The sequence below is a fragment of the Aeromonas sp. genome (assembly GCF_051657805.1).
Taxonomy (GTDB): domain Bacteria; phylum Pseudomonadota; class Gammaproteobacteria; order Enterobacterales; family Aeromonadaceae; genus Aeromonas.
In genome coordinates this window covers 250,941-262,837 of record NZ_JBOFLJ010000061.1, presented here as the reverse complement: position 1 = coordinate 262,837, position 11,897 = coordinate 250,941, and the positions used below count along the sequence as shown (strand labels likewise).

The following is an 11,897-nucleotide window of genomic DNA, read 5'->3' as shown; positions in this document are numbered from 1 at the left end:
CTCTAATAAAAACGCTGTTATCAAGATGTGAAATAGATCCTATCTTTCTCGTTCGAGATCGGCTATAAATTATTGTATATACATTTGAGGTCGCTATGAACAAGGAACTGTTAAGCTGCGAGCGGGTCTGGCTCAACGTGACGCCCGCCACCCTGCGCCCGGACCTGGCGGACTACGGTCTGCTGGAACCCCATGCCCTGGGGATCCACGATGGCAAGATCCACGCCCTGGTGCCCATGCAGGATCTGAAGGGGCCGCATCCCGCCCATTGGCGCGACATGAAGGGGAAACTGGTCACGCCGGGCCTCATCGACTGCCATACCCACCTCATCTTCGCCGGCAGCCGCGCCGAGGAGTTCGAACAACGCCAGAAGGGCGTGCCCTATGCGGAGATCGCCCGCAAGGGGGGGGGCATCCTGAGCACGGTGCGGGCGACTCGCGCCGCCAGTGAGGATCGGCTCTATGAGCTGGCGCTGCCGAGGATCAAGTCCCTGATCCGGGAAGGGGTTACCACGGTGGAGATCAAGTCCGGTTATGGCCTCACCCTGGAGGACGAACTCAAGATGCTGCGGGTTGCCCGGCGGCTGGGGGAGTCGCAACCCATCCGGGTCAAGACCACCCTGCTGGCCGCCCATGCGGTACCGCACGAGTTTCGTGACGATCCCGATTCCTGGGTCGAGACCATCTGTCAGGAGATCATCCCGGCGGCCGCCGAGGCGGGGCTGGCGGACGCGGTGGACGTCTTCTGCGAGCACATCGGCTTCTCCCTGGCCCAGACCGAGCAGGTCTATCTGGCGGCGGATCAATACGGTCTGGCGGTGAAGGGGCACATGGATCAGCTCTCCAACCTGGGGGGAAGCACGCTCGCCGCCCACTTCGGCGCCCTCTCCGTGGATCATCTGGAGCATCTGGACTCCGCCGGGATCCAGGCCCTGGCCCATCGCGGCGTGGTGGCCACCCTGTTGCCCACCGCGTTTTACTTCCTGAAAGAGACCAAGCTGCCCCCCATCGAGGCGCTGCGCCGGGCCGGGGTGCCCATGGCGGTCTCCTCCGACATCAACCCGGGCACGGCCCCCATCGTCTCCCTACGCATGGCCATGAACATGGCCTGCACCCTGTTTGGCCTGACGCCGGTTGAGGCCATGGCCGGGGTGACCCGTCATGCGGCCCAGGCACTGGGCGAGCAGGAGAAACTCGGCCAACTGAGAGTGGGCATGCAGGCGGACTTCCTGGTCTGGAACTGCGCCCACCCGGCGGAACTCAGTTACCTGGTCGGCGTGGATCAGCTGGTGAGCCGGGTATTCAACGGCGAGGAGACGCTCCATGGCTGAGCACAACGGGATCGACATGTCTGTCTGGCGGGGGCGTCAGGATCCGGAAGATGGCGAGCTGGCCCGGCGCTGGCACGACAAAGTTCTGCCCTGGCAAGGGGATGCAGCCCCCGGCGTGGCCCTGGTGGGCTTCGCCTGCGACGAAGGCGTGCGCCGCAACAAGGGGCGCGTGGGGGCCGCAAGTGCGCCCCAGGCCATCCGCAAGATGCTGGCCAACAGCGCCTGGCATCTGAGCCAACCGGTTTACGACAGTGGCGATCTGGCCTGTGAGGACGGGGATCTCGACGCCGCCCACGATCGGCTGGCGGAGCGGGTCGCTCACTTGCTCGATGAGGGACAGTTTCCACTGGTGTTGGGAGGCGGCCACGAGGTGGCCTTCGGCAGCTGGAGCGGCCTCAACCGTCATCTGAAACAGCAGGGAAGGGTGGGGATCATCAACCTGGATGCCCACTTCGATCTGCGGCGCAAGGTGGAGCAGGCGAGCTCTGGCACCCCCTTCTTCCAGATTGCCGAGCAGTGCGCCGCCCAGGGCACGGCCTTCCACTACGCCTGCCTCGGGGTGGCCGAGACCGCCAACACGGCGGCCCTGTTCGCCCGCGCCGAGGCGCTGGGGGCCTGGCACGTGCTGGACGAGGCCATGACCCCGGCCGATCTGCCCGAGCTGCTGAACGGGCTGGATGCCTTCATCGCCCGCTGCGATCACCTCTACCTCACCATAGATCTCGACGTGCTGCCGGTTGCCGTCATGCCGGGGGTGAGCGCCCCCGCCGCCCGCGGCGTCGAGCTGGCGGTCATCGAACCCCTGATCGCCCATATCCGGGCCAGCGGCAAGCTCAGGCTCGCCGATCTGGCCGAATACAACCCCAGTCTGGATCAGGACAACCGCAGCGCCCGCGTGGCCGCCCGGCTGATCCACCAGTTAACCAAGTAGCGGCCTGTCTCAGTCCGCCACCCTGCTGCATCGATAAACAAGGAGTGTATATGTCCCAGCAACACCAGGATCCCCGCCACGATCCCAATCGGATCATCCGCGCGCCGCGCGGCACCGCGCTCACCGCCAAGAGCTGGCTCACCGAGGCGCCCCTGCGGATGTTAATGAACAACCTGGATCCCGAGGTGGCAGAGCATCCCCAGTCTCTGGTGGTGTACGGCGGCATAGGCCGCGCCGCCCGCAACTGGGCCTGTTACGACAAGATCGTCGAGGTGCTGACCCGGCTCGAGGAGGATCAGACCCTGCTGGTGCAATCCGGCAAGCCGGTCGGGGTGTTCCAGACCCACAAGGATGCGCCCCGGGTGCTGATCGCGAACTCCAACCTGGTGCCCCACTGGGCGAACTGGGAGCACTTCAACGAGCTCGATAAGAAGGGCTTGATGATGTACGGCCAGATGACCGCCGGATCCTGGATCTACATAGGCACCCAGGGGATAGTGCAGGGCACCTACGAGACCTTCTTCGCGGTGGCGAACCAGCACTTCGACGGCAAGCCGGCGGGTCGCTGGATCCTGACCGGTGGCCTCGGCGGCATGGGCGGCGCCCAGCCCCTGGCCGCGACCATGGCGGGCTTTTCCATGATCGCGGTGGAATGCGACGAGACCCGCATCGATTTTCGCTTGAAGACCCGCTATGTGGACAAGAAGGCCCACAGCCTGGATGAGGCGCTGGCCCTGGTCGAGGAGGCCAAGCGTAACGGCACCGCCGTCTCCGTCGGCCTGCTCGGCAACGCCGCCGATGTGTTCGCCGAGCTGGTGGCCCGTGGCATCACCCCGGACGTGGTGACCGATCAGACCTCAGCCCATGACCCCATCCACGGCTACCTGCCCCAGGGCTGGAGCGTCTCCCAGTGGCGCGAGCTGCAAAAAACCGCGCCTCAGGAAGTAAACGTGGCCGCCCGCCACTCCATGGCCCGTCAGGTGGAAGCCATGCTGACCCTGCAAAGCCGCGGCGCCGCGACCCTGGATTACGGCAACAACATCCGCCAGATGGCCCTGGAGGAGGGGGTGAAGAACGCCTTCGACTTCCCCGGCTTCGTGCCCGCCTATATCCGCCCGCTGTTCTGCGAGGGTATAGGCCCCTTCCGTTGGGTGGCCCTGTCCGGCGATCCGGAAGACATCTACAAGACGGATCAGAAGGTCAAGGAGTTGATCCCGGACGATCCCCACCTGCACAACTGGCTCGACATGGCCCGTGAGCGCATCGCCTTCCAGGGCCTGCCGGCGCGGATCTGCTGGATCGGGGTCAAGGATCGAGTGCGCCTCGGCCTCGCCTTCAACGAGATGGTCAAAAACGGCGAGCTGAAGGCCCCCGTGGTCATCGGTCGCGATCACCTGGACTCCGGCTCGGTGGCGAGCCCGAACCGCGAAACGGAATCCATGATGGACGGTTCCGATGCGGTCTCCGACTGGCCCCTGCTCAACGCCCTGCTCAACACAGCCGGCGGGGCGACCTGGGTCTCCCTGCATCACGGCGGCGGCGTGGGCATGGGCTTCTCCCAACACTCCGGCGTGGTCATCGTCTGCGACGGCACGGATGACGCCGCCAAACGGGTCGGCCGGGTGCTGCGCAACGATCCGGCCACCGGCGTGATGCGCCACGCGGATGCGGGTTACGAGATTGCCATCGACTGTGCCCATAAGGCGAAACTAGACTTGCCCATGCTGGCGGCTGCCGGCAAAGGAGTGAAATAAGATGTTTGAACTCAATCTGCTGCCCGGCGAGCTGACCCTCGCCACCCTACGCCGCGTCAGCCGCGAGCCGGTCCATATCAGCCTGGATCCGTCCGCGAGACCCGCCATCGAGGCCTCGGCGGCCGTGGTGACCAAGGTGATCGAGCAGAACCGCGTTGTCTACGGCATCAACACAGGTTTCGGCCTGCTGGCGAACACCCGGATCCCGGTGGAGCAGCTCGACGAGCTGCAGCGCTCCATAGTGCTGTCCCACGCGGCGGGGATCGGCGAGTACATGGATGACGCCACCGTGCGGCTGATGATGGTGCTCAAGGTCAACTCCCTCGCTCGCGGTTTCTCCGGTATCCGGCTGGAGGTGCTGCAGGCCCTGATGCGGCTCATCAATGCCGAGGTTTACCCGGTTGTGCCGAAGAAGGGCTCCGTCGGCGCCTCCGGCGATCTGGCGCCACTGGCCCATATGAGCTGCCTGCTGATCGGGGAGGGCAAGGCCCGTCACAAGGGTGAGCTTATCGACGCCGTCACCGCCTTGCGCATTGCCGGGCTGGAGGCTATTTCCCTGGCACCGAAAGAGGGGCTGGCCCTGCTGAACGGCACCCAGGCCAGCACGGCGTTCGCGCTGGAGGGGCTGTTCCACGCCGAGGATCTCTACGCCGGCGCCATCACCATAGGTGCCATGAGCGTGGAGGCGGCGCTCGGCAGCCGCCGTCCGTTCGATGCCCGCATTCACGCGGTGCGCGGCCAACGTGGCCAGATCGATGCGGCCGCCTGCTATCGCCACCTGCTGGTGGATGGCAGCGAGATCGGCATGTCCCACCACAACTGCGAGAAGGTGCAGGATCCTTACTCCCTACGCTGCCAGCCCCAGGTGATGGGGGCCTGCCTGACCCAGATCCGTCAGGCCGCCGAGGTGTTGGTGTGCGAGGCCAACGCGGTCTCCGACAACCCCCTGGTGTTTGCCGATGACGAGGAGATCCTCTCCGGCGGCAACTTCCACGCCGAGCCCGTGGCCTTCGCCGCCGACAACCTGGCCCTGGCCATCGCCGAGATCGGCTCCTTGTCTGAGCGTCGCATGGCCCTACTCATCGACTCCCGCATGTCCGGCTTGCCCGCCTTCCTGGTCAACAACGGCGGGGTCAACTCCGGCTTCATGATCGCCCAGGTCACTTCGGCGGCGCTGGCCTCCGAGAACAAGACGTTGGCCCACCCGGCTTCGGTGGACAGCCTGCCCACCTCGGCGAACCAGGAGGATCACGTCTCCATGGCCACCTTCGCCGGTCGCCGTCTGGCAGACATGGCCGAGAACACCCGCGGCATCCTGGCGGTGGAGTTGCTGGCGGCGGCCCAGGGGCTGGACTTCCGTGCCCCCCTGCGCAGCACCGAACTCGTCGAGCTGGCCAAGGGCCGGCTGCGGGATGAGGTCAGCTTCTACGACAAGGACAGATACTTCGCACCGGATATCGAGGCCGCCGCCGCCCTGCTGGGCCGTGCCAGCTACAACGATCTGATCCCGGCCGGGGTGCTGCCCAGCCTCTAGGTTTCCTTCCCCTCTTCCCTTGCAACAGGGGGTGAAGGGAGGTTATTTGGCCCCATAACAAAAGACCGCCCCGAGGGGCGGTCTTTTCGTTTCGATTGACGGTCGTGACTCGCTAGGCTTATTCGAACATCAGGAACAGATAGACCACGAACAGCACCAGGTGGGTGGCACCGTGCAGGGCATTGGTGCGACCGCTGCTGAAGGTCACCTTGCAGACCATGAGGGTGGTGATGAGCAGCACCATGTCGGCGGCTGAGAGGCCGAGGCGCACCTCCTGCCCCATCATGGCACCGATGAACAGCACGGCCGGTACCGTGAGCGCTATGGTGGCCAGCACGGATCCGAAATAGAGGTTCATGGCGCGCTGCAACTGGTTGTTGAACGCCGCCTTGATGGCGCCGACTGCCTCGGGCGCCAACACGATACAGGCGACGATGAAGCCACCCAGGGCCGCCGGGGCGTCCATCACGTGGACCCCGTAGTTGATGGGGATGGCGAGGGTCTTGGCCAGCAGGATCACCACCACCAGATAGGCGAGCAGCAGCAGGGTGTGGTAGACGTTGCTCTGCAGCGGGCCGTGGTGCTCTTCGTGATCCTCGTGATCGCTGTCGACGAAGAAGTGGCTGTGGCTGCGGGTCTGGATCAGCAGGAAGACGCCGTAGAGCAGCACCGAGATGATGATCAGCATCCAGGACATGGGGCGGGACATGCTGCCAAGGTCGCCCCCTTCGGTGAAGTTCGGCAGCACCAGGCAGAGCAGGGCCAGGGGGATGATGGCCACCAGATAGGACTTCACCCCATCCAGATTGAAGCTCTGGGTGTGGTAGCGCCAGCCCCCGAACAGCAGGGTGAAGCCCACCAGGCCGTTGGTGACCAGCATCACCACGGCGAACATGGTGTCTCGCGCCATCTCGGGATTGGGCTCGCCGGTCAGCATGACGGAGGAGATCATCACCACTTCCAGCGAGATGACCGACAGAGTCAGGATCAGGGTACCGAAGGGTTCACCCAGCTTGATGGCCAGGGCATCGGAGTGGCGCACGACGGAGAAGATGGCCCAGGTGACGATGGCGAGCAGGGCCAGGGAGACCGGTAGATAGATGGCAAGGGGGGTGGCCTCCGTCAGCAGGTCGCTGCCTTGCGTCTTGAAGAACAGCAGGGCCAGCAGGCTGACGGGCAGGGCAAGCTCTTGCCGGATAAATGACTTCATAGGCGGTAGTTCTCATCTCGGGTCGGCGGATGCCGACGGGGACAGGACAGTCCGTCATGGACCATGGCGAATCCGCACATGATAAGGGTAGTTGCCGGCAGGTCACACCATTTTTCCGGCGGGACCGGTATCAGCCTGCCGATCTGGTGCCCTGCCGCGACTCATCCCGCCGAATGCGGAGCCGCCGTCTGAGCCTGCAGCCAGGGCAGCAGGTCGCGCAGGGGCATGGGGCGGGCGAACAGATAACCCTGGATGAGGTACACGCCACGGTGGGCGAGATAGTCGACCTGCTCCTGGGTCTCGACCCCTTCGGCGATCATCTCCATGCTCGACTTGAGGCCGAAGGCAATGATGGCCTCCAGCAGATTGCGCTTGGGATCGTCGGTGCCTATGGTGTCGATGAACATCTTGTCGATCTTGAACTGGCGGATGCCGAGGCGCTGCAGGTAGGCAAAGCCCCCATAGCCGGTGCCAAAGTCGTCCAGCTTGAAGTGGTATCCCTTTTCCTGCAGCAGGGTGATCTCGCTGATGGCGGCCTGGATATCCAGTATGGGCTCGCGCTCGGTCAGTTCGAAGGTGAGTCTGGTCGGGGACGGCCAGTCATGGCGCTGCAGCTGGCTGCGCAGGTGCGGGTGCTCGAGGTGGGCCGCCACCAGGTTGACGCTGACCCACTGCTGGGGGGCCAGGTGGGGAAGATCGGCGATGATCTTCTCCAGCAACTGCTCCGTCATCGGCAGTATCAGCCCCTGCTCCTCCGCGTAGGCGATGAAGGCGCCGGGTGGCGTGAACGCATTCTCGCGCTCCCAACGCAGCAGCGCCTCGAAGCCGACCACAGCCCGGGTCCGGCTGTCGACGACGGCCTGATAGAATGGCACGAACTCCTGGCGGGCAAGGCCGCGATAGATCAGTCCCTTGAGAGAGCGTCTGTAGTTGCGATGGAGCCAGTAACCGACGAGCAGCAGGAGCCCCAGGGCTCCGCCAATCCAGAAGGTGTCCCGTCTGGCCTTGTTCTGGGCATATTTCTGCAGCGCCCGCCCCGCCCACAGGGTCTGCTGGAGCTGGCTGGAGATGGGGGTGAAGCTCAGGCTCAGGCTGTCGGCCTCCTCCTTGATGCGCTTGTCACCCCGGGGGAAGAGCTCCTGGCGGGAGAGGCCTGGCACCAGGGGAATGAGCTCGAGGTAGAAACAGTCGAGGCAGGGTTTCTCCAGAATGGTGTGGCTCCAGCTGTTGCTCAGCACCCAGTAGGCGAGGTGGCCCTGGTGCTTGGAGAAGATGACCAGCTCCTGCTCGGTATTGAAATCCTGCTCGGTGGCGGTCAGGCCTGTGGTGTCCAGACCGGGGTCGGGTAGATTGTCGGCATCGAAGAGCGGCAGATCCGGTCCCAGGCTGGAGCACCCCTTGCCCGAAGCCAGCTTCACCCCCTGCAGCCGGATGTAACGGCTGTAATGCTTGGGATCCCGCAGCAGTATCATGTCCCGCTCGCCACAGTCGAAGGCGAAGTGGGCCATCTGGTCGCCCATGCTCCGCTCCAGCGCCAGCTGGCGATCGTTCATGGCAGCCTCGATCTCGCTCCGTTTCTTGTGCAGCAGATGCTGTGCCAGCAGGCTGCCCGTCAGTTGATTCAGGGAGAGGCCGACGAGGATGGGAAGCACGAACAGCAGCAGGCTGATCCAGAGGGAAGAGAATCGTTTCAAAACATACCTGTTGAACATGGGGGCGAGGCGTCGAGGCGGACCATCATAGTTCATTAGCTGTTTCGATTTGATAAATGCAAAAAACCTTTAAGTGTTTAATTGCTAAGTCATTGATAAATTCTGATTTAGTGATAATGAATGCTTAAGATTCAATCGTGAACCTGTCATAAGTGACAATTGTTCAGCTTATCCGAACTGGTTTAGAGTAGCCGTGCGGTTTGACTCACCGTGTGTTCAATACTCCTGTATCTATTTTTGTCAGTAGCACAGAGTGTTAGTTTTGATATTGAGTGTTTCTTTTGGTCCCCTCTGCGGGACCATTTTTCTGCCCGCGCGCCACTCTCCGCCATTTTCCGGCCCATTTCCTCTCCCCGTTTGGTCATTGCATTCCCCGGGCACGACGCCCGTTGCCGCTTATTTGCAGAAGCGGGATCTTCATCCATAGGCGGGTTTTGACCAAGGCTGATACCATGATGCCCTAATGGATGCTGTCGGCTACGGAAAGGCACATGAAACTGACCACTCAACTCGTCTCCTTTATCACCCTGTGCGTGATCTCGGCCATGACCATGGTGCTGCTCGGCGGGGTGTTCAGCTTTCGTCAGATGGGGATGGAGCTGCAGCAGAACCGGGTCGACTCGCTGGTGGAGATCATCGACAAGCAGGTGGGCGCTGCCGACGATCCCCAGGATCTGGCCCGCTGGCTGCCCTCCCTGCTGCGCGCCTCCCACGTGGTGGAGCTGGAGATCCGTCAGGACAAGCAGCGGGTCTACTGGTTTCGCGATGTGCAGCAACAGACCGACGAGAGTCTGCTGATCCCCTACAGCAAGGCGATCCCCAACCAGGCGGGCATGCGGGCCGACTTCAAGCTGGAGCGACCGTTCAAGGAGTTCGAATACTCCATGCAGGCCATGTCCGGCATCTCCCTCGGGATCACCATAGTGGTGTTCGGGCTCTGGTACTCCATTCGCTGGCTGCGCCTGCAACTGCGGGGGGCCGAACTCCTGGCCGATCGAGCCCAGCTCATTCTGGACGGCAAGCTCACCAAGCTGGCGCACGATCCGGCCGACGAGTGGCCCGCCTCCGCCAGCCAGGCACTCAACCATCTGCTGGCGGAGCTGGCGGATGCCCGCAAGGAGCGCAGCCGCTTCGACAACTTCATCCGTAGCAACGCCTTCGTCGACAAGGTGACCGGCATCGGCAATCGCCTGTTCTTCGACAACCGGCTGGAGAGCGCCATAATGGAGGCGAGCGTGATCAGCGGCGGTGTCATGCTGATCGAGCTGGCTGGTCTGGAGGAGCTGGATCCCGAGCTGGCGGGACGGCCCAGCCAGGATCTGCTGATGGAGGCGAGCGCCTCCATCGCCGCCTTCGTGCGCAAGCACAGCGGTGCCCTGCAGGCCCGCTATGCCGGCCAGGTGTTCGCCGTGCTGCTGCCCAACATGTCCGAGAGCGAGATGGTCGACGGTGCCAGCCAGCTGCTCAAGAGCCTGCAACGCCTGCACTGGCCGGAGGCGGTCAATGTCGAGACCGCCATCTATCTCGGGGCCGTCTGCTATCAGGCGCAGGATTCGCTGCTCAAGGTGCAGGAAGAGGCGGAGCTGGCGCTCAAGAGTGCGCGGCTGCAGGGGCACAGCGGCTGGTTCCTGTACGAGAAATCCCTGGATGAGGAGGGGAGCAGCAAGGGGACGGTGCGCTGGCGCACCCTGATCACCCGCCGCATCGAGGAGCAGGGGGTCCACTTCTATCTGCAGCCGGTACAGCAGGAGCAGGATCAGGTGATCCTGCAGCAGGAGCTGCTGATCCGCATCCAGGATGAGCAGGAGCGGGAGCTGCAGGCGGGTGTCTTCATGCCCATGGCGGAGAAGGCCGGGCTCTTGCTGCCCCTGGACAAGCTGGTGGTCGCCCGCACCCTGCGCCTGCTGCGTCAGCGTCCTGAGGGGGGCAGCCCCATCAGCCTGTCCCTCTGCGCCCAGAGCCTGCTCAATCGGGAGTTCCAGCGCGAGCTCTTCTTCGACCTGTTCCAGTTGCCCCGCAGCACCAATGAGACCCTGGTGTTGCAGCTGTCGGAGGCTCAGGTGACCCGTCACTATGAGGCCCTCAAGCGGCCGCTGCGGGCGCTGCGCATGCTGGGTTGCCAGCTGGCCATCGATCATGCAGGCCAGGACGTGGTGAGTACCCAGTACATCAAGGAGTTCGAGATCAACTTCCTCAGGCTGCACCCCAGCCTGGTGCGGGAGATCCACCTGCGTCAGGTGAACCAGATGGCGGTACGCAGCCTGGTGGGAGGCTGCGCCAACACCCAGACCCGGGTGATTGCGGTGGGGGTGGAGAGCGGCGACGAGTGGAAGATGCTGCGCCACCTCGGGGTGCACGCGGGGCAGGGGCCCTGGTTCGCCGAGCCGCAGCGCCTGCCGGCGGAGGCGGCCGGCACCTGAGCCTGGCGTTTGGGGCCGCCCGCACCTGGGGAGTAAGCCCTGATGAGCCCCGTCAGATCCGGCCCTGCTCCCTCAGCCCCGCCAACCCCTGCAGGCCGCCGGTGTGGATGAAGACGATCTCGCTGCCAGGGGGGATCCTGCCCGCCGCCAACTCCCGAAACAGCCCCCACATCGCCTTGCCGCTGTAGATGGGCTCGAGGGGCAGACCCGTCTCTGCGCTAAAAGATTGCACCCACTGCCACATGGCCTGGCTGAACCTGGCATAACCGCCGTCGTGGTGATCCAGCGCGATGCGCCAGCCGGTCGTGCTGGCAGCTTGGGGATACAGCCGGCACACCTCGTCATGGATGAAGGCGCCCCCCTTGAGCACGGCGATGGCCAGTATCTGTTCCGTCTCCCGTTTGCCCGCGACCAGTCCCGCCAGGGTGCCACCACTGGCGCAGGGCAGCACCCAGAGATCCGGCGAGAAGGGCACCTCGGCTACCAGCTCGGCCACGCCGGGTACGGCGAGCGGGCTGCTGCCCCCCTCGGGGACTATCAGGGTATGGGGGGCCTCGAACTGGGCCAGCCACTCGGGATCCTGGCGCCGCCGGTAGCTCTGCCTGTCCACGAAGTGCAGCGTCATGCCCCATTCTCTGGCCGCACTCAGGGTGGAATTGCTGACGGTGCCGGCTTCACCGCGTATGATGCCCGTGGTGCTCAGCCCGGCCCGGTGACCTGCCGCCGCCAGCGCATGGATGTGATTGGAATAGGCACCACCGAATGAGAGCAGGTGATCTTTCCCCTCTTTCCTGGCCTGCAGCAGATGATATTTGAGCTTGCGCCACTTGTTGCCGGAGAGGGTCGGGTGGATCAGATCGTCCCGTTTGCACCAGAGTTTGACTCCGTACGCATCCAGCAAGGGATGCCGGATCGGGTGCAGCGGCGAGGGGATGAGGGGATCGTCGGTCTGGGGCGGCGCCATGGCCAGCCATGCATCGTTTGTCATAAATATGGAGGCTAATC

General features: G+C 64.0%; 8 protein-coding genes. 5 read left to right on the top strand and 3 right to left on the bottom strand.

Annotated features, from left to right (window positions below; all coding sequences use genetic code 11):
- Positions 1-95: 95 nt before the first annotated feature.
- From hutI to hutH, 4 genes are read left to right on the top strand one after another with little or no spacing between them, the layout of a single operon-like run.
- A complete protein-coding gene (gene hutI / locus ACRCYW_RS19950; RefSeq protein ID WP_438551736.1) occupies positions 96-1,331 on the top strand; it encodes an imidazolonepropionase in 1,236 nt (411 codons plus the stop codon).
- Complete coding sequence (gene hutG / locus ACRCYW_RS19945) at positions 1,324-2,262, top strand: formimidoylglutamase (RefSeq protein WP_438551735.1); 939 nt, start codon at positions 1,324-1,326, stop codon at positions 2,260-2,262. The genes hutI and hutG overlap by 8 nt, the downstream gene beginning before the upstream one ends.
- Before the next feature lie 50 nt (positions 2,263-2,312).
- Positions 2,313-4,016: a urocanate hydratase gene (gene hutU, locus ACRCYW_RS19940; RefSeq protein ID WP_438551734.1), complete on the top strand. Its 1,704-nt coding sequence runs from the start codon at positions 2,313-2,315 to the stop codon at positions 4,014-4,016.
- A gap of 1 nt (position 4,017) precedes the next feature.
- Positions 4,018-5,550, top strand: coding sequence for a histidine ammonia-lyase (hutH, locus tag ACRCYW_RS19935; RefSeq protein WP_438551733.1), 1,533 nt, complete (start codon positions 4,018-4,020; stop codon positions 5,548-5,550).
- A gap of 118 nt (positions 5,551-5,668) precedes the next feature.
- On the opposite strand, the gene ACRCYW_RS19930 is transcribed toward hutH, so the two are convergent.
- Positions 5,669-6,760 carry a calcium:proton antiporter gene (locus ACRCYW_RS19930; protein ID WP_438551732.1) on the bottom strand — a complete coding sequence of 364 codons (1,092 nt, stop codon included), beginning with the start codon at positions 6,758-6,760 and terminating at the stop codon, positions 5,669-5,671.
- A 161-nt stretch (positions 6,761-6,921) separates the two neighbouring features.
- The gene (locus tag ACRCYW_RS19925; protein WP_438551731.1) at positions 6,922-8,454 is read right to left on the bottom strand and encodes an EAL domain-containing protein; all 1,533 of its coding nucleotides are present in this window, start codon (positions 8,452-8,454) and stop codon (positions 6,922-6,924) included.
- Between the two features lie 509 nt (positions 8,455-8,963).
- On the opposite strand from ACRCYW_RS19925, the gene ACRCYW_RS19920 reads away from it, so the two are divergent.
- Entirely contained in the window at positions 8,964-10,892 is a 1,929-nt protein-coding gene (locus ACRCYW_RS19920; protein ID WP_438551730.1) for an EAL domain-containing protein, read from the top strand.
- Between the two features lie 52 nt (positions 10,893-10,944).
- On the opposite strand, the gene ACRCYW_RS19915 is transcribed toward ACRCYW_RS19920, so the two are convergent.
- Complete coding sequence (locus tag ACRCYW_RS19915; protein WP_438551729.1) at positions 10,945-11,880, bottom strand: 1-aminocyclopropane-1-carboxylate deaminase/D-cysteine desulfhydrase; 936 nt, start codon at positions 11,878-11,880, stop codon at positions 10,945-10,947.
- Between the last annotated feature and the right edge of the window lie 17 nt (positions 11,881-11,897).

Bases quoted from the DNA above. Each gene is read 5' to 3' on its own strand.
- ACRCYW_RS19920 (WP_438551730.1), top strand. From the start codon at position 8,964: ATGAAACTGACCACTCAACTCGTCTCCTTTATCACCCTGTGCGTGATC.
- hutI (WP_438551736.1), top strand. From the start codon at position 96: ATGAACAAGGAACTGTTAAGCTGCGAGCGGGTCTGGCTCAACGTGACG.
- ACRCYW_RS19915 (WP_438551729.1), bottom strand. From the start codon at position 11,880: ATGACAAACGATGCATGGCTGGCCATGGCGCCGCCCCAGACCGACGAT.
- hutH (WP_438551733.1), top strand. From the start codon at position 4,018: ATGTTTGAACTCAATCTGCTGCCCGGCGAGCTGACCCTCGCCACCCTA.
- ACRCYW_RS19930 (WP_438551732.1), bottom strand. From the start codon at position 6,760: ATGAAGTCATTTATCCGGCAAGAGCTTGCCCTGCCCGTCAGCCTGCTG.
- hutU (WP_438551734.1), top strand. From the start codon at position 2,313: ATGTCCCAGCAACACCAGGATCCCCGCCACGATCCCAATCGGATCATC.
- hutG (WP_438551735.1), top strand. From the start codon at position 1,324: ATGGCTGAGCACAACGGGATCGACATGTCTGTCTGGCGGGGGCGTCAG.